Genomic DNA, 19,787 nt, shown 5'->3' on the forward strand with positions numbered 1-19,787 from the left:
CCCCTCGCGACGCCGCACCGCCTCCTCGGTGGTCTCCGCGGCCAGCACCCGGTCCGCCCGGAACAGCCGCGGCTCGCCGTGCAGGTCGGCCACCATCCCCAGCTGCGCCGCCTCGGCGTGGTCAACGACTACGCGGACCGCCAGGTCGAGCAGGCCCGCGGCGGGCGATCGCCGTGCTGGACGACCGCGCCCGGCCGTTCGTCGCCAGCCGGCCGACCTGGGCACCGGACCCGGCCCGGCCGCTGCCGCGGCGGGCTGACGGCTACCTCACCCGAGGCTCGCCCCCTCTACCGCGTTGCGCCGAATCCCCGGGACGGCCGACGGCGCCGGGCCGTCAGGTGACGTCGAGAGTGGCGTTGGCGCTTTCGCCGGCGGCGGTTTGCTCGATTCGCCGGGCAAGCATGGTCGCCATCTTCTGCAGCTTCGGAACGTCCGACGGTCCCGTGAGCAGGACGCCGGCGTACGTGGTGCCCACCCGCATGAGGATGAGGTCACCGGTGCTGCTGCCGAACGTGCCGCTGTAGGCGGTGGTCTCGTTGCCGATCACCCCGACGGACAGCGGGGATGCGTTCTTCCCGTACTTCTTCGCATTCGTCGCGAGGTAGCTGCTGGCCTCCGCCGTGCCGGCGAAGGTGGTGATCTTGAAGGAGGCCTTCGCGGTGCCGGCCTCGAAGTCGGCGCTGCCGTCGAGCTTGCAGCCCGGGCAATCGTTGCCGTCCTCGTCGCTGACCTGGCTGACCGCCTGGTTGACCTCCTTGCGGTGGGCCGCCCAGCCGGGCATGGAGGCCGGGTCGGGAAGCGTCCGCTTGACCGTGCTCTCATCGGCGAGGACGGTCGAGAAGTCCGTCCACTTCTGTGGGGTCTGGCCGGTCGGCGAGCCTGCAACGGAACCGGAACCGGAACCGGAGCCGGAGCCGGAGCCGCAGGCGACCAGCGTTGCCGCCAGCAGAATCGATGCGGTGCCCATGCCCAGCCGTCGTGCGGCGGCTGCGTTGCGTCCGGCCATCCGGAACGTCCCCCTTCGTGTCGGCCACGGCCCGGCCGCCGTGCCTGAACAAGGTGCCGTCGGCGGGCGCGCTATGAAGATCATCTGATGATACGCCAGGGGCATGGCTTCCCTGCCCGGCCTCCTGGACCTGGTCTCCGCGCCGGCATTCGACGCGGCCGGCACGCGGCTGGCGGCTTCGGCGGTCCCTCTCGGCGATCCGTCGAAACCACCGGCGGCACGCGGTCGGCACGGTGCCCACTCTTCCTGCAGCGGCCTGCGCGTCACGCGTCCCGTGGCAGCCGAGGCCCGCACGGCGTCCTCGGCGCGGCCCGTCCGCCGCTATCGAGGAGAACGTCGAGCGGTACCGCGCCGATGACGGCGCCGCCGCACAGGCTCGCGCTCGTCCGTCCGCGCGCCGGCACAGGGCCGCCCCGTCCGCCGGGAAGGAGCCCGTTGCGCCGGCGTTCGCCGAGCCGGTCTCACACCCGGCCCTCAGCGGTGTCAGGCTCTCCACTGCCGGTGCAGGTGACCCGGCGGACCTCGAGGGGCGTGAGGCGGAGGGAACGGTCGTCGGTGGACGCGGTGTCGGGCTGCGCGGCGGGACCACCCCGATTGTCCGGCCCGCCGCCCAGACCGGCGAAGGCGGTGTCGACCAGGGTGTCGATGCGGACCGCCTCGGGCGCCCGCTGGGTGAGCAGCCAACGGTGGTAGACCGGGCCGTACAGCAGCTCGGTGGCGAGCTCGGCGTCGACGTCCGCGCGGATCTGGCCCTGCTGTTTGGCGAGTTCGATGCGCTCGGCGGCCCGGACCATCATGGGCCGGATGAGGCGCTCCCGCAGGGCTTCCGCGAGGGCGGGGTCGTGCTGCGCCTCACCGATGAGGGCTCGGTAGTGCTCGCCCACCGGTGAGGTGGCCAGGTTGCGCGCGGCGGCCTTCATCTGGGTCTTGAGGTCGGCCACCACGTCCCCGGTGGCGGGGAAGGGCGCGGACTGCCCCCAGACCCCCAGCAGGCCGTCCAGCAGGACGGCTCCCTTGGAGGGCCACCAGCGGTAGATCGTGTTCTTGCCGACACCGGCGCGGGAGGCGATGCCCTCGATGCTGAGCTTCGCGTAGCCGATCTCCTGGCACAGGTCCAGCGCGGCCTGGAGCACGGCCTTCGCTGCCGGCTCGCTGCGGCGGTCGGGACGTCTGGGTGACATGGGCGCAGTCTAGCCCGTGGGCGGCACGGATCGTTCCGTCTTGACAGCTCGTCAGCCCGGCGCCATCCTCTGGCTGCAGAACGAAACGGAACGCTCCGTGCCGCCAGGGGGGAGTGGCGCCGTCACCACTGACGCAGCCGTGGCGTGCCACGGAACGAGGGGAACATGCTCAAGATCGCAGCCATCGTCGGGACCGCCCGGCCCGGCCGCCGCGGCCGGACGGTCGCCGAGTGGGTCGCCGAAACCGACCCTGCCGAGCCGGGCGCCGCCACCCCGAGCCCCCACCAGCGCAAGACCCTCACCGAACTGCCGGACGACGTCATCCTCGGGCCCCGAGGGCTGCGCCCCGTCCGCGAAGGAGCCCTGACATGAGGAGCCCTGACATGAGCAGCCCTGACATGAGCGGACACCCCGCAGGCGCCGACCCGGTGGCGACCGCCCCGGTCGGCCCCCTCACGGAGGCCGCGCTCGACGAACTGGCCGCGACAGCCGCCGACGCGGCCGTCGTCGGTCTCGGCGAGTCCACCCGTTTCTCGCGCGAGACGTTCGAGATCCGGGACCAGCTCTTCCGCCGACTGGTCCGCCACCACGGCTTCCGGACGCTGGTCCTGCAGGACTCCGCCGACGCCGGCGCGAACCTCGACCGGTACGTGCTGGGTGGAGCGGGCTCGGCCGCGTCCGCCCTCGACGGCTCCTGGCGCCCGTGGCGCACGGGTCGGATGGTGGCGGCGCTGGAATGGATCCGAGCCTTCAACGCGGACCACCCCGGCGACCCCGTCCGGATCTTCGGCGTCAAGCCAGTCCAGGCTCGCCCCGCCGACTACGATGCCGTCCTCGCGCACGTCGCCCGCACGGCACCGGACCGGCTGGCCCAGCTGGAGTCCCACCTGTCCCCGATCCGGACCGCGCACGACACCGACGAACACGTGCAGCGCGCCCGCGGCACGCACCCGGGGCGCCCGTTCGCCCACCACGCCCGTGACGCGTTCGCGCTGGTCGAGTCGGTGACGACCGGGGACCCGGCCGACGGCGACGCCCTGGCCCGGATGCGCCGGATCCTCGACTTCCACCAGCGCAGCGTCGCCGGGAGCGGCAGCTACGCCGGCGAGGCCGCCGGCTGGGCCGCCACCGTCATCGACCATGAGCGAAGTGGTCGGCCCGTCGTCTTCTGGGACGGCATCGCCCACACCAGCGCGGCACCGGTCACGCTCGGACTCGCCCCCGAGAACGGCCCCCAGCCCACCGTCGGCAGCCTCCTGCGCGAGCGGTACGGGTCCCGGTACCTCTCGGTGGCGATCGGCTTCCACCACGGGGACCTCGGCGTCGCCACGGTGCCGGACCCGGCCCCCGACCTGCTCGACGCACGGCTCGGCGAAGCCGGCCTCGCCTCCTGCTGGCTGGACCTGCGCCGCGACGCCCGCCCGCCGTGGCGCGGACCGGCGAGAGCGCGGGTCATCAGCGGCGTCTACGAGCCGTCCCGCGACTCCCGCGAGTACCTCGCCGTCGATTCCCTCACCGACGCCTTCGACGTGCTGGTCCAGGTCCGCAGCACGACCCCGGCGGACTGGCTGTCCTGAGCGGACGGCAACCCCGCGCACGTTCCAGCGGGGGCAGCGGGCGAGTCCCGCTGCCCCCGCACCCACCCGCCGACCGGAAGAAGCAGTTGATGGATCTTGCAGGCCACCGCATCGTCGTCACCGGGGCGGGACGCGACTTCGGTCGCGCCCTGGCCCACCACTTCGCCGGTCTCGGCGCCGAACTCTTCCTCGCCGCCCGCACCTCGGCAGCGGCCGAGGGCACCCGTCGAGAGATCCTGAACCGCGGCCACGAACAGGTCCACGCCTTCGCCTGCGACCTGTCCGACCCCGCCTCCATCCGCTCCTTCGCCGACGAACTCGGCGAGCGCACCGACCACATCGACGTCCTGGTCAACAACGGCGCCCGCTGGCTCGAAGGCCCCGACCTGCTGTCGGCCTCCGACGAGGACGTGGCCGACACGATCGCCTCGGGCGGCGCCGGCACCGTCCTGGTGACCAAGAACCTGCTGCCCCTGCTCCTCGCCTCCGCGTGCCCGGACATCGTCACCCTGGTCTCCACCTGCGGCGTCCCCGGTGCCCACCACGCCAGGGCCCACGAGGCGTACTACGCCGCCAAGAACGCCCAGCGCGGCTTCACCGAGGCGCTCTCGCGCCGCCTGCGCCCCCAGGGCGTACGGGTCATCTCCCTCTTCCCGCCGGACTTCGACAGCTCCCGCGACATCCTCGATCCGGACTGGGACGCCGTCGCGCGTGACACCCACAGCCCCCTCGCCGCGCAATCGGTGATCGACTGCATCACCTTCGCGATCCGACAGCCCCGGGACTGCTTCATCAACGCCTTCCACTTCGAGCCGCTCAGCGCGACCCGGCCCCACTAGCAGGTCGTCGGATGCATCCGGCTTCGCGGTCACGGGGGGCGTGCTGCGGTTGGATGCCGGAGAGGGGGAACGGCATCGCGGGCATCCCGGTGACCTCGTGGCCGAGTGCTCGCGTCGTCGGCCCGCAGGGTCCGGTCGCGAGTGACCGGTGCTGCCCGACGTGAGGACGTGGGGAAAGGACGAACCGGCGCCGCTCGCAACGGCAGCCCGTGGACGGCTCTCCCCGGCACACCGGTTGACCGGTTGCGCGCACCGAAGGTCTCAGCACCCGACCGTTCGTGTGACCGCCGCCTGGCCGCCGACGAGGATGCGACGTTGCAGGCCCTGGTGGCGAACGGTTGCTGTGACGGTGGCGGGACAGCCGAGGTGGTCGCCCATGTCGACCGTGAGGTGGTCGGTTCCGGATCCGGCCGCGGCCGCAGCCAGGCAGGCCGTGCCGTTGGCGTTCGCGATGTCCTCGGGGACGCCGATCGACGGTACGAACATCCGGGCGGCCGCCCGGCCGTGCCGGTCGGGGAGCGAGTGGACGTAGCAGCCGAGCAGACCGTAGCGATCGCAGGCCGCACGCAGCAGGGTGAAGTCCGGCGCGAGATCGGCCAGCACGGCGCGGGACCGGACGGGCAGCAGCAGCCTCGGCCGCCCGTTCGACGCCACCCAGGCGTCTCCGGCGACCGCCTCTCCGGGCAGTCCGATGCCGCCGGCGACCGCCTCCACCTCGGGTCCCGGGGCGTGGCGCAGGCTGACCGGACCCGGGTCGAACGACGCTGTCAGGCCGTCACCGTCTCGGACGGCCCGGCCGTCGAAGCTGCGGTGGGCCGTGCGCAGGACGGCGCGGTAGTCGTCGGCGCCCTCGCGTTCGGCGAGCAGGGCGAGGGCGGCGACGGTGCCGTGCCCGCAGGCGGGCAGTTCGCCCGCGACGGTGAAGAACCGGAGTGCGTACGAGGGGCGGCCGTGCTCGGTTCCGGTCGCGCGAAGGAAGACGGCGTGTGACGTTCCCAGTTCCGCCGGAATGCGGCACCGCTCCTCGTCGGTCAGCGGCGCGTCGTTCAGTACGGCCGTCGGACTGCCACCCCGGCGCCCTCGCTGACACGCGTCGACGATCGCTACCTCGGGCACAGCGCCGCGCCGGTGGTCAGCAGCATCGTCAGATCGAGTGCGGGGGCGCTGTGGGTCAACGCTCCGACCGAGATGAGGTCGACACCCGTCTCGGCGACGGCGCGGACACGGTCCAGGCGGACGGTGCCCGAGGCCTCCAGCAGGGCCGACGGAGCACCGGCGCGCTCGGCCCGGATCCTCACCACCTGTTCGACGTCGGCCAGTGGCATGTTGTCGAGCATGATCCAGCGGGCCCCGGCGTCCAGCGCCTCAGCGGCTTCTGCCACGGTCTGCACCTCGACATCGACCTCGACCGTCCGCCCGGTGCGCGACATCCCGTGCCGGACGGCCTCGATCGCCGCGGTCACCCCGCCCGCCGCGGCGATGTGGTTCTCCTTGAGCAGCACCGCCGCCGAGAGGTCGACCCTGTGGTTGCGGCCGCCTCCGACGGCCACCGCGTACTTGTCCAGGGCGCGCAGCCCCGGTGCCGTCTTGCGGGTGTCCAGAATTCGGGTTCTCGTCCCGGCGACGGCCTGGACGTAGCGGTCGGTGAGCGTCGCGATGCCGCACATGCGCTGAAGGAAGTTCAGCGCCGTTCGTTCGCCGGTGATGAGGCTGCGAGCCGGACCGGACAAGCGCACCAGGACGTCGCCGTCGGCTACGCGGGTGCCGTCGGCGACGCTCGCCCCGATCTCGACCGCAGGATCGACCTGCGCGAAGACCTCGGCGACCACAGGGAGACCGGCGGCGATGCCGCTCTGTCGGGTGCGGATCTCGGCCGTGGCCGCGAGGTCCTCGGGGACGCTCCACACGGTGGTGATGTCGTCGCCCGCGGCGTCCTCGGCGAGGGCGGCGGCGACGGCAGTCCGTGCCGCCGCCGAGGGAAACGGTGTCGTGGTCATCAGGTCTCCACCTCCGAGTGGTGTTGAGCGTGCTGGTCGCCACCGCTGATGCGGGCGGCGCGGACGTTCCACGAAGGCCGGCCCACCACGTGCTCCTGACCGTGCGCCGGTGCAGCGCACCCCTGGTGCGCACGCGCTCGTGGATCCTGGTCAGTGGCGGCGCCGCAGCCTGCCGGCCGGGCTCATCGCGGCGGCAGCGGACCCGGTCATGGGCGCTCGGACGAACGCGTGCAGATGCCCGCCGTTCGGTACAGCCGGGTGGTCGGCGTGATGTCCACGCAGACCTCCCTGCGTTTCGATTTTCGAAGCGCTCGCCGATGGTAGCGTGTCGGAATCCGAAGCATCAATCCTGGAGAGCTGGTCTTCGCGCCATGTCGAACCCGAAGCCCGGCGAGCCCGTCCGCGGCTCGACGTCCGGTCGCCCCCTCATGGCGGCACTCGACCTGTTCGGGCGGCGGTGGAGCTTGCGCATCGTCTGGGAGCTGCGCAGCGGCCCGCTCGGATTCCGGCCCCTGCAGAAGCAGTGCGACGACATGTCCTCCAGCGTGATGCGACAGCGCCTGAGCGAACTGATGGACGCCCACGTCGTCCGCCAACTGCCCGACAGCCGGTACGAGCTCACTGCGCTGGGGCGGGATGCCTGTCTCGCACTCGACCCCCTCGCCCGGTGGTCGCAACGCTGGGCTGCGGAGCTCGAACCGGAACCGGCGCGCCACCCCGACGACCAGGCCGCCACCCGTGCCACCCGCGCCACCCGTGCCCGCACCGTGGGCGAGGGCGCGGTCGAGGGGGGCTCTGCCGACTGACCCGCGCCGGCTCGCGCACGTCCGGGGTTCGGCGGCGGGCTCGGATCTTCTGTCGGCACCTACCGCTTCGGATTTCGAAGCAGTAGTATCGCGGGCCGGCAGCGGTGCTTCGACATTCGAAGCGAATCGGCTCCGCTGTTCGACCGAAGGGGACGGCATGACTCGGCAGGAGATCGGCACAGAACGTTCCACGATCCTCAGCTGGAGGGAGTCAGGGCTGCTCTTCGCCGACGACCCGCAGCAGAGCGGCCTGCAGTACCTGCGGGGCCTCGCGAGCGGCGAGGTCCTTCCACCCCCCGTCGCCCAAGTGCTCGGCATCGCGGTGGAGAGCGCCGAACCCGGCCGGGTGCGGTTCACCATGCCCGTACCCGGCTTCCTCGCCAACCACCTCGGCGTTCTCGCCGGCGGCATCCTCTCGACCGTCATCGACGCCGCTCTCGGGTGCGCCGTGCTGTCGGCCGTCACCGCGGAACAGGACATCGTCACCCTCGACCTCGGTGTCGATTTCCTGCGCCCGGTGTCGGCGCCGGGCGGCCCGGTGACGGTCGATGCGGAGGTGGTCCACCTCGGCCGGAACCGCGGACTGGCGACCTGTCGCGCGGTCGACGAAGACCTGCGGTTGTGCGCGGTCGCCAGGAGCACCTGCCTGATCCGCCGCAAGTCCCGGCCCGCGCCCGCGGACTCGCCGCTCCCCGAGGAGCCGGGCTCCGGCCCGAACCGATGAGTCCACCGTCGCCGCTCAGGGCAGCGCGTCTGAGCTGACATGGCGGGCGTGATGCGGGGCACACGGGGGGGACCAGAGGCGGACGTCGATCCCCGGGAGGCGTGGATGACCGTGTCCATGATGTTGCTGCTGGCTCCGCTCGTGCTCGCGATGGTCCTGGCCGCGACCGCTCCTTCCTCCGCACACCACGGCCGGTCGCGGCGGCCCGGGGCGGGAAGGGCTGCGAAGGACGCGCACCGGCCGCGCCATGCCCGGGCCCGCTACTGACCCCGGACGACGATGGCGGGCGGCCGGCGCCGGAGGGCGGAGACCGTGCCTGGTGACGGCCGGGCGCCTCCCCTACAGAACGTCAGGTTCCCTCCTCTTCCCACTGACGCGGCGGCTCAGTTCCTCCCGCTGCCGACCGGCACCGGGGCCGACGCCGTCCAACCCGAGCCGGCCGGTGCCGCGAGTCCCTCTGCACCACCCCGGACCGCGCCGACCTCCACACGCTGACGGACGGCCGCCGGTGGCTGTCAGCACCAGGGACGAGGCGCGTCGCCGAGGCCGCCGCCCCCGCACTGGGGCCGAGCCCGTTGCGGTTCGGCGACCTCAGGAGGGTGTGACAATCCGCCGAGTGTCGGCGCTGAACAGTCGCCACCGGCGCAGCGCCCGGCCCGCCAGGGATCGGCGCGGGCCGTTGTGGAGCCTGCCGCTCCAGCAGTTCGTCCACCGGCAGTTGATGTACCTGGTGGTGATCCAGTCGGTGTTCACCGCGCTCGCGGGCTCCCGGCTCCGCTGGCAGCGCATGCAACGCTACGGCACGCTCCGGGTGCCCGCGGGCCGCTGAGCCCGGAGAGCCGACGGGCGCTCGGGCGCCGGGGTGCCGGATGCCGGTCGGTCACCCCCCGGCGGGGTCAGCCGAGGCCGAACCAGCCGAGGACGGTCTGGGCGAGCAGGATCGTCGACATGGCGGCGACGCCGACCACCACGACGGTGGCGGCGATCCGGTAGCGGGGGCCGTTGGCGGCGTCGCCCAGCACGGCGCGGCGGTTGGTGAGGACCAGCAGGTAGACCAGGACGATCGGGCTGATCAGGCCCTGGAGTACCTGGGTGCCGATCAGCAACTGGATGACGTCCACCGGGGTCAGCGCCACGACGGCACCGAGGACGATCTGGGCGGTGAACAGCCCGAGGAAGAGCGGCGCGTCGCGGAAGCTGCGGGACACCGAGCGCTCCACGCCGGCCGCCTCGCCGATGGCGTAGCTCGCCGAGAGCGGCACCACCGCGCCGGCCAGCGCGGAGGCGCCGATCAGGCCGAAGGCGAAGAGCAGCTCGGCGCCGTGCCCGGCGACCGGCTTGAGGGCCTCGGCGGCCTGCGCGGCGGACTCCAGCGGGCCGGTGCCGCCGATCGCGGAGGCGGTGGCGATGATGATGGTCAGGCTGATCACGCAGGCGAACACCGCGCCGAGTACGGCGTCGGCCCGGATCAGCTTGTAGTCGGCGGGCTTGACGCCGCGGTCGACCACGCCGGCCGCGGCGTAGAACTGCATGTAGGGGCTCACGGTGGTGCCGATCAGGGCGACGGCCAGCAGGATGAAGTCCTTGCCGGGCTCCAGGTGCGGCACCACCAGGTGCTCGCCGACCTGCCCCCAGTCGGGGTGGCCGAGGACCATCGCGACGGGGTAGGCGAAGAACGCCAGCGACATCACCAGGAAGATCCGCTCGGCCCACTTGTACGAGCCGAACAGCACCAGCGACCAGAGCAGCACCGCGGCCGGCGGGATGACCGCCCACTTGGGCACGCCGAGGAGCTGGAAGGCGGCGCCGATGCCGGCGAACTCGCTGACCACCAGGCCGGTGTTGGCCAGCAGCAGGCAGAACACCGCGAGGGCGGTCAGCCGCAGGCTGAACTGCTCGCGGATCAGCGCGCCCAGGCCCTTGCCGGTGTGGGCGCCGAGCCGGACGGCCATCTCCTGCACCATCACCAGGGCGACGGTGACCAGCACCATGAAGAACAGCGTCCCGTAGGTGAACTGGGAGCCGGCGCTGGCGTAGGTGGCGATGCCCGCGGCGTCGTTGCCGGCGTTGGCGGCGACCAGACCCGGCCCGGCCACCATTGCGACGGCGGCCAGTCGGCGCAGGCCCCGGCGGCGGCCGGCGGTGTCCGGGCGGGTGGCGGCGTCCCGGGGCTGGTCGGTGTCCCGGGGCTGGGCGGTGTCCCGGGGAGTGCCGAGGTCGCGGGCAGTGTCGAGGTCGCGGGTCACTTGAGGAGCCTCCGGAAGTGCAGGCGCCCGCGCTCGGGCAGCAGCGAGTCGAGGATGTCGTCGGCCAGGACCCGGCCGAGCGGGCGCCCGGAGTCGTCGACGACGAGCAGGGAGGTGGCCCGGGCCGCGACCAGGCGGTCGGCGGCCTCGGGCAGGCGGGTGTCGGGCCGGACGGTCACCGGCGGGCCGAACTGGCCCAGCCAGCTGACGAGATCGCCGACCACGGCGGTGTCCTCGGCGACGGCGAGGTCGAACAGCGGGATGTCGGCGAGCAGCCGGCCGTCCTCGCCCAGTACGGCGACCGCGTCGATGTCGGTGCGGTGTTCTGCCTGCGCGGCGAGTTCCGCCCGCACCTGGGCGACGGTGTGCGCGGGGCCGGCGGTGACCAGCAGGGTGGTCATCGCACCGCCCGCGGTGCCCTCGCGATGGGCGAGCAGCGAGCGCAGTTCGGCGGCCTCGGGCTCGGGCATCCTGGCGAGCAGGGTCTCGCGCTCGCCCGGTGCGAGGTCGCGCAGGGCGTCGGCCGCCTCGTCCGGCTCCATCTCGTCGACGAGCCGGGCGGCGTGCTCGGGCGGCACCTCGCGCAGCAGGTTCTCCAGCTCGGCGGGTTCCATCTCCTCCAGCGCGTCCGCCGCCTGCTCCGGCTCCAACCAGCCGAGCAGCTGCTGGCGTTCGTGCCGGCCGAGGTCCTCCAGGATGTCGGCGAGGTCGGCCGGACGCAGCCGGTGCAGCGCGGAGCGGGAGGCGCGCAGCCGTACCTCGGCGGGCCCGTGGGTGGCCTGCTCGCCGAACGGGGCGACGGAGCGCCAGTCGAGGACGCGCTCCGGGGTGGGCCGGACCTGCCAGCGGCGCGGGCCGAGGCGGCGCAGCAGGGTGGGCAGCGAGACGTCGACGCCCACCAGCACGGTGCGGGCGGCCAGTGGGGCCAGGTAGAGGTCGGCGGCGCGGGTGACCTGGACGCCGTCGACGTCGACGAGCTGGTGGTCGAGCACGTCGCGGGCGAGCAGCACCTCGCCGGGGCGGCGGTTGAACTCCCGCAGGTCGAGCCGGGCGGTGCGCAGCCGGACCCGCCCGGTCATGATCCGGTCGACGGCGTCGGCGGCGATGAAGGTGCGGCGCCGGCCGATCCGGATGATCAGGCCGGTGACCGGCGGGTACGGCTCCGCCCCGTAGAGGCGGGCGACCACGTCGACGACGCGGCCCACCTCCTCACCGGCCTGGTTGGCGACCGGCCCGCCGACCAGCCCGGCCAGCGAGACGAGCGACGACCGGACGGTGCGGGTGACGGCGGTGCGGCGCTCGGCGGCGACGGTGCGGTCGCGCAGCCGGGCGGTGGCGGACGTGAACAGCGTGGCGGCGGCCATGATGGGAACCCCCTCGCCCCGGCAGGACGGGGCATCGGGCCACCCGGCGGCGCGCCGCGGCCGTCCGTGACCGCGGAGCCGGTGGCGGGCATGCGCCGGGGCCGCCCGCGCCCGGGGCGGGCGGCAGGGCGGAGCGGACCGGATCGGGTCAGGGAAGGGCGGGGCGTCTCGGGCGGCGGTGGGACGGCGAGGACGGCGAGTGCGGCACGGGGAAGGGCCGACTATGGCCAGGACTTTCGTCCATCACGCCCTCCTCCCGGTCTCGGCCGCGCATCGGGGCGCGGCGGCGCGGCAGGGGGAGACCGACGTCACCGCCCGGGCACCCCCACTCGTCAGAGCTTTGGCACTCCACGGCGTGTCCCTGGTCGGTGTCCGACGGGAAGCCACTTGGGGTCACCCCTTGAGCCGGGGAGACCTGTCCTGATCCGGAGCGTCTCTCGACGGGTGGGATCAGTGGCCTGTGTCCGTGAAGACGCCTCACCGAACGAGGTGTCTGTTCGAATCGGCCCCAGGATAGGGGGTGATGACCCCTGCGGCGTAATCCTTGACCGGGGCTTGACCGTGGACCGGCCAGTGGGGGCGCCGCCCGGCGTGCGTCCGGCGGAGCGGCGCGGCGGTCCGGTCGGCGACCGCCCGGTGCGCGAACCGAATTGCCCGCCCATGAAGTTGACGGAACGTCAGGTGGATCGGGCTCGCAGGTGGGCCCGCTCGCCCTGGTGTCCGAAGAGGACCAGGAGCTCGACGGCCCGGTCGCCGTCCGGCCCGAGCCAGTGCGGCACGTGGGTGTCGAATTCGGCGGCCTCGCCCGCCTTGAGGACCAGGCTCCGGTCGCCGAGCAGCAGGCGCAGCCGGCCGCTGAGCACGTAGACCCACTCGAACCCGTCATGGGTCTTCAACTCCAGTTCGCCGCCCGGTCGCGGGGGGATCAGCAGCTTGTGCGCCTGGACGCCGCCCGGGCGGCTGAGCGGCACGTACGTCATCCCGTCCCGGACCACCGGCCGCAGGTGGATGCGCGGATCGCCGGTGCGGGGTGCGCCCACCAGCTCGTCGAGCGGGACGGCGTGGACCTCGGCGAGCGGCAGCAGCAGCTCCAGGGTGGGCTTGCGGCTGCCGCCCTCGAGCCGGGACAGCGTGCTCTCGTTGATGCCCGTCCGCTCGGCGAGCTCCGCCAGCGTCATCCCGCGCCGGCGCCGCAGTTCGCGCAGCCGGGGGCCGACCGCGGCCAGGACGTCCCTCTTCGCGTCGGCCATGCCGCCCAGGTTGCCGAAACGGCATGCGTCCTTGCAACCGCGGCAGGGCGGGGCGCACCGTCGGTCCCGGATCCGGCCGCACGACCGCGGTGGGCCGCCCCCGCGCACGCCGACGAGAGGACCTGCCATGCAGACCGCCGACGACTCCGCCAGTTTCTGGGAGAGCCACTACTCCCGCCTCGACACCCGGTGGGGCACCCAGCCGAACGCCGTGGTGGAGGAACTCGTCACCGCCCTCGCGCCCGAGCCCGGCAGGGCGCTCGACCTGGGCTGCGGACACGGCGGCGACGCGCTCTGGCTCGCCGCCCGCGGTTGGGCCGTCACCGCCGTCGACGTCTCGGGGACCGCCCTCGACCGCGTCGCCGCGCGGGCCCGGACCGCCGGGCTGTCCGCCCGGGTCCACCCCGTCCGCCACGACCTGGCCCGGACGTTCCCCGAGGGCGCCTTCGACCTCGTCACCGCCGGCTACTTCCACACCCCGGTGGAGATCCCGCGCGCACGGATCCTGCGCCGCGCCGCGGCGGCGGTCGCCCCGAACGGGCTGCTGCTCGTGGTCGATCACGCCTCGGTGGCGCCGTGGTCCTGGCAGGCGGGGCAGGACGTGCGCTTCCCCACGGCCGAGGAGGCCCTCGCCGACCTGCGCCTCGACGACGGCTGGCGCATCGAGCGCTGCCACGCGCCCCGGCGCACTGCAACCGGTCCCGAGGGGCAGCGCGCGACCGTCACCGACAACGTCATCGCCGTGCGCCGGACGGCCTGACCGCCCGGTCCGCCGGCCCCCGGAAGCCGTCGGGCCGCCTTCCTCGGGGAACCGGTCACCCACACGGGGACCATCCGCGACCCGACGGACGGCGCGACGGGCCGCCGGCCCGCGCCGACCGGTGTGCTCCGAGGCCGGCGCGCGCCGCTCTGACTCAGGCGGGGCTGCGGGACGGCTCCGGCCGGTTCCCGGTCCGTCCGGGGCGGGGGAGCAGGAGCGGGGTGGCCAGGACGAGCACTCCCGCGACCGCGAGGGCGGTGCGGGGACCGGTGGCGTCGGCCAGCAGGCCGCCGAGTGCGGTGAGCACGGCGATGGCAGCCTGCTGGCCGATGGACCAGGCGGACAGGGTGCGGGCGACGAGGTGCGTCGGCGTGCGCTCGAGCCGGTAGGTGGCCAGCACCGGGGTGTAGAGGCTCATGTTGACGATGATCGCCAGCTCGACGGCCATCACCGTGAGCAGCCCGACGACGCCCGGCCGGACCAGGACCAGGCCGATCAGCCAGACGGCGCGCAGGGTGCCGACGGTACGGAACACCCGGTCGCGGCCGTAGCGGGTGACGACGCGCTGGGCCAGCCGGGAGCCGACCAGCCCGCCGAGGCAGGGAGCCGCGAAGGCCAGTCCGTACTGCCAGGGGGCGAAGTCGAGCCGGCGGAGCAGGAGCACGGCGAGCACCGGTTCGGTGGCCATGATCAGGCCGGAGACGAGCATGTTGTTGAGGTAGAGCGCCCGCAGTCCGGGATCGGCCAGGATGTGCCGCCAGCCGTCGAGCACCGCGCCGGCCGGCCGTTCCGCGTCCGCTGCCCCCACCGCACCGGCCGGCCGTTCGCCCGCCACGCCGCCCGCGTCGGCCGCCCGTTCGCCCGCCGCCCCCACCGCGCCCGCCGCCCGACGGCCGACCCGCTGGGGCGCCTCCTCCCGGCCGCCGATCGCCGCGATCCCCACCGCGGAGAGCAGGTAGCTGAGGGCGTCGGCCAGCACGGTGGTGACCGGCCCGAACAGGCCGATCGCCGCCCCGCCCAGCGGCGGCCCGACCGCGATGGAGCTCCAGTTCGTGGACTCGAAGCGCGCGTTGGCGGTGAGCAGATCGGCCGGCCGGACCAGCGACTTCAGGAAGGCGCCGCCGGCCGCGTTGAACGCGATCTTGGCGGCGGCGACCGCCGCCGAGACCACCAGCAGCTGGACGAAGCCGAGGCAGCCGAGGGCGTAGGCGGCCGGGATCGTGGCCATGGCCGCGAACCGGGCCAGGTCCATCGCGATCATCACCGGGCGCTTGCGCCGGAACTCCACCCAGGGGCCGAGCGGCAGCGCGATCAGCGCGCCCACCGCGGGGCCGGTCGCGGACAGCGCGGACACCTCGCCCGGCGAGGCGTGCAGGGCCGTCACGGCGATCAGCGGCAGCGCCCCGAACCCCAGCCCGGACCCGTACGCGCTCACCGCGTACGCCGCCCAGAGCCAACCGAACCGCCGACCCAGCCGTTTCCCGCCCACCGTGTGCGACCCCTTCGACGCCCCGACCGAACAAACCGGAGTTGACCGGTGAGAGCCAAGCGCCGAACGGAACCGCCGGTCAAACAACCAACCCCCGGCGAAGCCACAACCATGCGTTGTTCACTAGGCTCGCCGCCATGGATCTCGAAGCAGTGCGCACCTTCGTCGCCATCGCCGAGGCCGGCCAGTTCCAGAAGGCCGCCGTCGACCTCTCGGTCACCCAGCAGGCCGTGTCCAAGCGGGTCGCCGCGCTGGAGCGCGACCTCGGGGTCCGGCTGTTCACCCGCACCCCGCGCGGCGCGGAGCAGACCATCGACGGGCAGGCCTTCCTGCCGCACGCGCGCGAGCTGCTGCGCGTCGCCGAACGCGCGGTGGCGTCCGTACGCGCCGGCCGCCGCCCGCTGCGCGTCGACGTGCTCACCTCGCGGAGCGCGCAGTCGGGCCTGATGCGCGACTTCCACCGCGCCCACCCCGAGATCGAGCTCGACGTGGTGATGATCTTCGACGTGGGGACGGCCGTCGACGCGATCCGCTCCGGCGCGATCGACGCGACGTTCCGCGCCGTCGCCATGCCGGGCCGGCCGCTCCCCGAGGACGTCGAGTCGGTCCGGGTGTTCGACGAGCCGCTCCAACTGCTCACCGGCCCCGCGCACGCGCTGGCGGGCGCCAAATCGGTGACCCTCGCCGAACTGGTCGGGCATCGGATCTGGATGCCCGGCATCGTCCCCGGCACCGAGTGGGGCGCCTACTACGACGACCTGGTCGCCGAGTTCGGCCTCACCATCGAGGCGACCGGCCCCAACTTCGGCTCCGACGCCCTCCTCGACACCATCGCCGACACCCCGGCCCTGGCCACCTTCATGAGCGAGCAGACCCGGCTGGTCTGGCCCGCAGGCTACGGCCTGCGCCGCATCCCGGTCACCGACCCGACGCCCGTCTACCCGCACTCGCTCCTCTGGCACCGGGACAACGCCCACCCGGCGCTCGCCACCCTCCGCGCCCACCTCGCCGCCACGGCGGCGGCCGCCGACCGCGATGCCGCCGGGACGTGGCGGCCGCGCTGGGTGCTCCCGCACTGACCGGGGCGTGACGGCCGCCCGGACGGCCCCGGCGCCCGCCTCGGCACCGCCTGGACGGTCCCGGCGCCCGCCTCGGCACCGCCGGGACGGCCGTCCGGTCAGCGAGGGGCGTCGGTGAGCTGGCTTCCGATGACGGCGAGCAGGTCCAGCTTGTCGGCGCTGTCCGTGCCCAGCGCGGGGGTGAACCAGAGCAGGCGCTGCCGCCCGTCCTCGCTGAAGAGGTTGAGGCAGTCGACCTCCAGCGTGCCGAGCGCCGGGTGGTTGATGCGCTTGCGGTCGCTGCGGCGGACCGCGACCTCGTGCCGGGCCCACAGGGCGGCGAACTCGGCTGACCGAGCGGTCAACTCGGCGATGAGCTCGCGGGCTTCGGGGTCCTTGGCGTCGCGCCGGGCTGCGGCGGCCCGCAGGTCGGCGACGAAGGTGCGGGACTGCGCGTCATGATCGGCCTCCGGATAGAGGCGTCGCGCGTCGGCGTCCGTGAACCAGCGGTGGACGAAGCTCGCCTCCCGGCCGCGGAAGCCCGACTGGTCGCCCAGCAGGGCGACGGCGAGGGGGTTCTGCACGAGCGTGACGTGGAGATCGGTGATGACCTGCGCCGGGGTGGAGGTCAGCCGGGTGAGCAGGTCCGTCATCCCGGGATGCACGTGCGACTGAGGCCCGCCGTGCACGGGCAGCGGGCGGTCGGCGAGCCGGAAGAGGTAGTCGCGCTCGTCCGAGGTCAGCCGCAGCGCCCGGGCCAGTGCGGCGAGCATCTGCTCCGAGGGCTGCGAGCCCGCACCCCGCTCGAGCTCGTTGTAGTAGTCGACCGAGGCGCCCGCGAGCTGTGCCACCTCGTCCCGGCGCAGTCCTGGCACCCGGCGGCGCGGGCCGGCGACGAGGCCGACGTCCTCGGGGCGGATGCGCTCGCGGCGGGAGCGGAGGAAGGCGCCGAGCTCGGTGTACTTGGGGGAGGCCACCCACCCAGTCTGCAGGACGGCGGCCCGCCGGCGCCCCGCTGACGCAGGGGATGGCATCCCCTGGTTCGCGCGCCGGGAGCGCCGCATCGTGGAGGCCATGAACCGCACTCCCGTCGAAACCCCGAGCCCCGGCGTCGACCCGGATCCCGGCCCCGCCCCCGGCTCCGACTCCAGCTCCGGCACCAGCGCCAATGCCGGCCCGGGCCGGGTCGCCGTCGTCACCGGCGGCTCGCGCGGCATCGGCCGGGCCGTGGCCGAGCGCCTGGCCCAGGACGGCCTGACCGTGATCGTGAACTACGCCGCTGACGCCGCCTCCGCCGAGGAGACGGTGCGGGCCATCACCGCAGCGGGCGGCCGGGCCGTCGCACTCCGGGCCGACGTCGCCGACGAGCACGCCGTCGCCGCCCTGTTCGACCAGGTGCAGGCGGCCCACGGCGGCGTCGACGTCGTCGTGAACTGCGCCGGACGGATGGCGCTGTCCCCGATCGCCGACCTCGATCTCGACGTCCTCGACGCCATGTACCGCACCAACGTCCGCGGCACCTTCGTCGTCGCCCAGCAGGCCGCCCGTCGGCTGCGCGCGGGCGGCTCCTTCGTCGCCTTCTCGACCTCGGTGGTCGCGACCCAGTTCCCCGGCTACGGCGCCTACACCGCCGGCAAGGGCGCGGTCGAGGCGATCACCCTGATCCTCGCGCGCGAACTGCGCGGCCGGGACGTCACCGTCAACACCGTCGCCCCCGGACCCACGGCGACCGACCTGTTCCTGGACGGCAAGACGGAGGAGCAGATCGAGGCCCTCGCCAAGACCCCGCCGCTGGAGCGGCTGGGCACACCCGCGGACATCGCCCAGGTGGTCGCCTTCCTGGTCGGCCCGGCGGGCCGCTGGGTCAACGGCCAGGTCCTGCGTGCCAACGGCGGCATGGCCTGACGGCGCCTGAGGCAGCCCGCCGAAGCCACCCGCCCCTGCGCATCACCGGCCCTTCCGAGGGCCCGCCCACCCGCTCACCCGGTCATCCGCTGACCCGTTCCACCCCTGGAAGGAAGACCCATGCCCTTCGCCAACCTCAAGGTTCCCGCCGACACGCTCACGGCCGAGTCCAGGAAGCGGCTGCAGGACGCCGTCACCGACGCGTTCGTCGGCGTCTACGGAGAACGCGCCCGCGCGACCACGCTCGTGATCCTGGAAGAGGTCGCCGACGGCGGCTGGAGCCTGGGCGGGACCATCCTCAACGAAGCCGTGCTCGGCCGGAGTTGAGCGCGGTCGGGCGGGCTGTCACCGGCGCCGCGGCGGCCGGTGCCGGCGCCGCCCACACCGGCCGACTCCGCGGTGCCGGCCGCCGGCATCGGACCGCCGCCGGCGCCGCGGCGGGTGGTACCGGCCGGCCGTCAGCGCGGACAGCGATCTGTCGGTGGGATGTGAGTGGCGCCCGGGACGCTGGTCGAACCGGGCGGGACCGGCCGCGAACCTCCGCCCCGCCCGGCTCCGAACCAGCTCAGCTCCAGGAGCCCGCCATGCCCTCCGTACCCAAGGCCCCGCACTGGGACGTCCACCGGTTGCCCCGCGCGGACGGGAAGACCTTTCTGATCACCGGCGGCAACGCGGGCATCGGCTACTTCGTCGCCGAGCAGCTCGCCGCCACCGGCGCCACGGTCGTCCTGGGCAGCCGAGACCCGGCGAAGGCCGCAACCGCGATGGCCTCCATCGCCTCGCACGTCCCGGGCGCCACGGTGCGCCACCTGCCCCTCGACCTGGCCGACCTCGGCTCGCTCCGGGCCTCCGTGGGCGCGCTGCGGCTGGACCGCCTCGACGCGGTCGTCCACAACGCCGGTGTGGCCCTCGACCATCCGCCGCGGCGGGAGACCGGGGACGGCCACGAGCTGATGTTCGGCACCAACCACCTCGGCCACTTCGCCCTGACCCACTTCCTGGCACCGCTGCTCTCGGCGACGCCGGGGAGCCGGATCGTCACCACGGGCAGCTTCGCCGCCAAGACCGAGCGCATGGACCTCGACGACCTCCAGAGCGAGCGCGACTACCGGCCCAAGCGGACCTACGGGCGGTCGAAGCTGGCCCAGATGCTCTTCGCCGTCGAACTCGGCCGCCGCCTGCGCGCCGCCGGCAGCAGCACGCTGAGCGTCCTCGTCCACCCCGGCGGAGCTCTCGACTCCCTCACCCCGTCGCGGCCGCCGTTCCACGTCCGGACCGCCGGCGACCGGGTGCGCCACCTGCCGCTGGGCCTGGTCGTCCAGGGCAAGGACGCCGCCGCGTGGCCCGCCGTCCGGGCGGTGCTCGACCCGGACGTCCGCGGTGACCGGATGGTGAGCCCCCGGGCGTTCGGGCTGCGCGGCGCACCGCGCGCCGAGCCCTTCTGGGACCACCTGGCCGATCCCGCGACGGCCGCACGCCTGTGGGTGGCCTCGTGCGATCTGACGGGCTGTGACCCGGCGTTCGCCGCCGTCTGACGATCCGTGGGGGTGGACGGTCGGGGTGCGGGTTCGCGCTGTGCGCACAG

General features: G+C 74.1%; 20 protein-coding genes and 1 riboswitch. Of the genes, 11 read left to right on the forward strand and 9 right to left on the reverse strand.

What is annotated here, in order from left to right; genetic code table 11:
* Positions 1–334: 334 nt before the first annotated feature.
* Positions 335–1,006 (reverse strand): hypothetical protein, encoded by a 672-nt coding sequence (locus ABT247_RS20855; RefSeq protein ID WP_350744302.1) that lies wholly within the window; start codon positions 1,004–1,006, stop codon positions 335–337.
* Between the two features lie 461 nt (positions 1,007–1,467).
* A complete protein-coding gene (locus ABT247_RS20860) occupies positions 1,468–2,187 on the reverse strand; it encodes a TetR/AcrR family transcriptional regulator (RefSeq protein ID WP_350744303.1) in 720 nt (239 codons plus the stop codon).
* A gap of 165 nt (positions 2,188–2,352) precedes the next feature.
* Between ABT247_RS20860 and ABT247_RS20865 the strand changes: the two genes are divergently transcribed.
* The 3 genes from ABT247_RS20865 to ABT247_RS20875 all read left to right on the forward strand — a co-directional run bounded on the left by ABT247_RS20865 (position 2,353) and on the right by ABT247_RS20875 (position 4,603).
* Entirely contained in the window at positions 2,353–2,559 is a 207-nt protein-coding gene (locus ABT247_RS20865) for a hypothetical protein (RefSeq protein ID WP_350744304.1), read from the forward strand.
* A gap of 11 nt (positions 2,560–2,570) precedes the next feature.
* The gene (locus ABT247_RS20870; RefSeq protein WP_350744305.1) at positions 2,571–3,764 is read left to right on the forward strand and encodes an erythromycin esterase family protein; all 1,194 of its coding nucleotides are present in this window, start codon (positions 2,571–2,573) and stop codon (positions 3,762–3,764) included.
* An 89-nt stretch (positions 3,765–3,853) separates the two neighbouring features.
* Complete coding sequence (locus ABT247_RS20875) at positions 3,854–4,603, forward strand: SDR family oxidoreductase (RefSeq protein WP_350744306.1); 750 nt, start codon at positions 3,854–3,856, stop codon at positions 4,601–4,603.
* Between the two features lie 261 nt (positions 4,604–4,864).
* On the opposite strand, the gene ABT247_RS20880 is transcribed toward ABT247_RS20875, so the two are convergent.
* Both ABT247_RS20880 and nadC read right to left on the reverse strand, forming a co-directional pair.
* The gene (locus tag ABT247_RS20880; RefSeq protein ID WP_350744307.1) at positions 4,865–5,719 is read right to left on the reverse strand and encodes a PhzF family phenazine biosynthesis protein; all 855 of its coding nucleotides are present in this window, start codon (positions 5,717–5,719) and stop codon (positions 4,865–4,867) included.
* Positions 5,707–6,600: a carboxylating nicotinate-nucleotide diphosphorylase gene (gene nadC / locus ABT247_RS20885; RefSeq protein ID WP_350744308.1), complete on the reverse strand. Its 894-nt coding sequence runs from the start codon at positions 6,598–6,600 to the stop codon at positions 5,707–5,709. Before nadC ends, ABT247_RS20880 begins: the two co-directional genes overlap by 13 nt.
* A 371-nt stretch (positions 6,601–6,971) precedes the next feature.
* Between nadC and ABT247_RS20890 the strand changes: the two genes are divergently transcribed.
* From ABT247_RS20890 to ABT247_RS20900, 3 genes are all read left to right on the forward strand, one after another.
* Positions 6,972–7,406, forward strand: coding sequence for a winged helix-turn-helix transcriptional regulator (locus tag ABT247_RS20890; RefSeq protein ID WP_350744309.1), 435 nt, complete (start codon positions 6,972–6,974; stop codon positions 7,404–7,406).
* A 157-nt stretch (positions 7,407–7,563) separates the two neighbouring features.
* Positions 7,564–8,130, forward strand: coding sequence for a PaaI family thioesterase (locus ABT247_RS20895; protein ID WP_350744310.1), 567 nt, complete (start codon positions 7,564–7,566; stop codon positions 8,128–8,130).
* 616 nt (positions 8,131–8,746) lie between these two features.
* Positions 8,747–8,959: a hypothetical protein gene (locus ABT247_RS20900; protein ID WP_350744321.1), complete on the forward strand. Its 213-nt coding sequence runs from the start codon at positions 8,747–8,749 to the stop codon at positions 8,957–8,959.
* Positions 8,960–9,026: 67 nt separating this feature from the next.
* On the opposite strand, the gene ABT247_RS20905 is transcribed toward ABT247_RS20900, so the two are convergent.
* From ABT247_RS20905 to ABT247_RS20915, 3 genes are all read right to left on the reverse strand, one after another.
* On the reverse strand, positions 9,027–10,376 hold the full coding sequence (locus tag ABT247_RS20905; protein ID WP_350744311.1) for an NRAMP family divalent metal transporter: 1,350 nt from the start codon (positions 10,374–10,376) through the stop codon (positions 9,027–9,029).
* Positions 10,373–11,740, reverse strand: a complete 1,368-nt coding sequence (locus tag ABT247_RS20910) for a magnesium transporter MgtE N-terminal domain-containing protein (protein WP_350744312.1) — start codon at positions 11,738–11,740, stop codon at positions 10,373–10,375. Before ABT247_RS20910 ends, ABT247_RS20905 begins: the two co-directional genes overlap by 4 nt.
* Positions 11,741–12,056: 316 nt before the next feature.
* Positions 12,057–12,236, reverse strand: a riboswitch (M-box (ykoK) riboswitch).
* A 181-nt stretch (positions 12,237–12,417) separates the two neighbouring features.
* Complete coding sequence (locus tag ABT247_RS20915; RefSeq protein ID WP_350744313.1) at positions 12,418–12,990, reverse strand: helix-turn-helix domain-containing protein; 573 nt, start codon at positions 12,988–12,990, stop codon at positions 12,418–12,420.
* A 127-nt stretch (positions 12,991–13,117) separates the two neighbouring features.
* On the opposite strand from ABT247_RS20915, the gene ABT247_RS20920 reads away from it, so the two are divergent.
* Positions 13,118–13,750 (forward strand): SAM-dependent methyltransferase, encoded by a 633-nt coding sequence (locus ABT247_RS20920; protein ID WP_350744314.1) that lies wholly within the window; start codon positions 13,118–13,120, stop codon positions 13,748–13,750.
* 154 nt (positions 13,751–13,904) lie between these two features.
* Here ABT247_RS20920 and ABT247_RS20925 read toward each other — a convergent pair whose 3' ends face one another.
* On the reverse strand, positions 13,905–15,239 hold the full coding sequence (locus tag ABT247_RS20925; RefSeq protein ID WP_350744315.1) for an MFS transporter: 1,335 nt from the start codon (positions 15,237–15,239) through the stop codon (positions 13,905–13,907).
* Between the two features lie 137 nt (positions 15,240–15,376).
* Between ABT247_RS20925 and ABT247_RS20930 the strand changes: the two genes are divergently transcribed.
* Entirely contained in the window at positions 15,377–16,318 is a 942-nt protein-coding gene (locus ABT247_RS20930) for a LysR family transcriptional regulator (protein ID WP_350744316.1), read from the forward strand.
* 98 nt (positions 16,319–16,416) lie between these two features.
* Here the strand turns inward: ABT247_RS20930 and ABT247_RS20935 are convergent, their stop codons facing one another.
* Positions 16,417–17,274 (reverse strand): helix-turn-helix transcriptional regulator, encoded by an 858-nt coding sequence (locus ABT247_RS20935; RefSeq protein WP_350744317.1) that lies wholly within the window; start codon positions 17,272–17,274, stop codon positions 16,417–16,419.
* 97 nt (positions 17,275–17,371) lie between these two features.
* Between ABT247_RS20935 and ABT247_RS20940 the strand changes: the two genes are divergently transcribed.
* The 3 genes from ABT247_RS20940 to ABT247_RS20950 all read left to right on the forward strand — a co-directional run bounded on the left by ABT247_RS20940 (position 17,372) and on the right by ABT247_RS20950 (position 19,737).
* Positions 17,372–18,202, forward strand: coding sequence for an SDR family oxidoreductase (locus ABT247_RS20940; protein ID WP_350744318.1), 831 nt, complete (start codon positions 17,372–17,374; stop codon positions 18,200–18,202).
* Between the two features lie 120 nt (positions 18,203–18,322).
* Positions 18,323–18,529: a tautomerase family protein gene (locus ABT247_RS20945; protein WP_350744319.1), complete on the forward strand. Its 207-nt coding sequence runs from the start codon at positions 18,323–18,325 to the stop codon at positions 18,527–18,529.
* A 257-nt stretch (positions 18,530–18,786) separates the two neighbouring features.
* Positions 18,787–19,737 (forward strand): SDR family NAD(P)-dependent oxidoreductase, encoded by a 951-nt coding sequence (locus ABT247_RS20950; RefSeq protein ID WP_350744320.1) that lies wholly within the window; start codon positions 18,787–18,789, stop codon positions 19,735–19,737.
* The last annotated feature ends 50 nt before the right edge of the window (positions 19,738–19,787 follow it).

The sequence above is a fragment of the Kitasatospora sp. NPDC001539 genome (assembly GCF_040298565.1).
Lineage (GTDB): Bacteria > Actinomycetota > Actinomycetes > Streptomycetales > Streptomycetaceae > Kitasatospora.

Coding starts and splice junctions, on each gene's coding strand:
- ABT247_RS20855 (WP_350744302.1), bottom strand. CDS start 1,006: ATGGCCGGACGCAACGCAGCCGCCGCACGACGGCTGGGCATGGGCACC.
- ABT247_RS20860 (WP_350744303.1), bottom strand. CDS start 2,187: ATGTCACCCAGACGTCCCGACCGCCGCAGCGAGCCGGCAGCGAAGGCC.
- ABT247_RS20865 (WP_350744304.1), top strand. CDS start 2,353: ATGCTCAAGATCGCAGCCATCGTCGGGACCGCCCGGCCCGGCCGCCGC.
- ABT247_RS20870 (WP_350744305.1), top strand. CDS start 2,571: ATGAGCAGCCCTGACATGAGCGGACACCCCGCAGGCGCCGACCCGGTG.
- ABT247_RS20875 (WP_350744306.1), top strand. CDS start 3,854: ATGGATCTTGCAGGCCACCGCATCGTCGTCACCGGGGCGGGACGCGAC.
- nadC (WP_350744308.1), bottom strand. CDS start 6,600: ATGACCACGACACCGTTTCCCTCGGCGGCGGCACGGACTGCCGTCGCC.
- ABT247_RS20890 (WP_350744309.1), top strand. CDS start 6,972: ATGTCGAACCCGAAGCCCGGCGAGCCCGTCCGCGGCTCGACGTCCGGT.
- ABT247_RS20895 (WP_350744310.1), top strand. CDS start 7,564: ATGACTCGGCAGGAGATCGGCACAGAACGTTCCACGATCCTCAGCTGG.
- ABT247_RS20910 (WP_350744312.1), bottom strand. CDS start 11,740: ATGGCCGCCGCCACGCTGTTCACGTCCGCCACCGCCCGGCTGCGCGAC.
- ABT247_RS20915 (WP_350744313.1), bottom strand. CDS start 12,990: ATGGCCGACGCGAAGAGGGACGTCCTGGCCGCGGTCGGCCCCCGGCTG.
- ABT247_RS20920 (WP_350744314.1), top strand. CDS start 13,118: ATGCAGACCGCCGACGACTCCGCCAGTTTCTGGGAGAGCCACTACTCC.
- ABT247_RS20930 (WP_350744316.1), top strand. CDS start 15,377: ATGGATCTCGAAGCAGTGCGCACCTTCGTCGCCATCGCCGAGGCCGGC.
- ABT247_RS20940 (WP_350744318.1), top strand. CDS start 17,372: ATGAACCGCACTCCCGTCGAAACCCCGAGCCCCGGCGTCGACCCGGAT.
- ABT247_RS20945 (WP_350744319.1), top strand. CDS start 18,323: ATGCCCTTCGCCAACCTCAAGGTTCCCGCCGACACGCTCACGGCCGAG.
- ABT247_RS20950 (WP_350744320.1), top strand. CDS start 18,787: ATGCCCTCCGTACCCAAGGCCCCGCACTGGGACGTCCACCGGTTGCCC.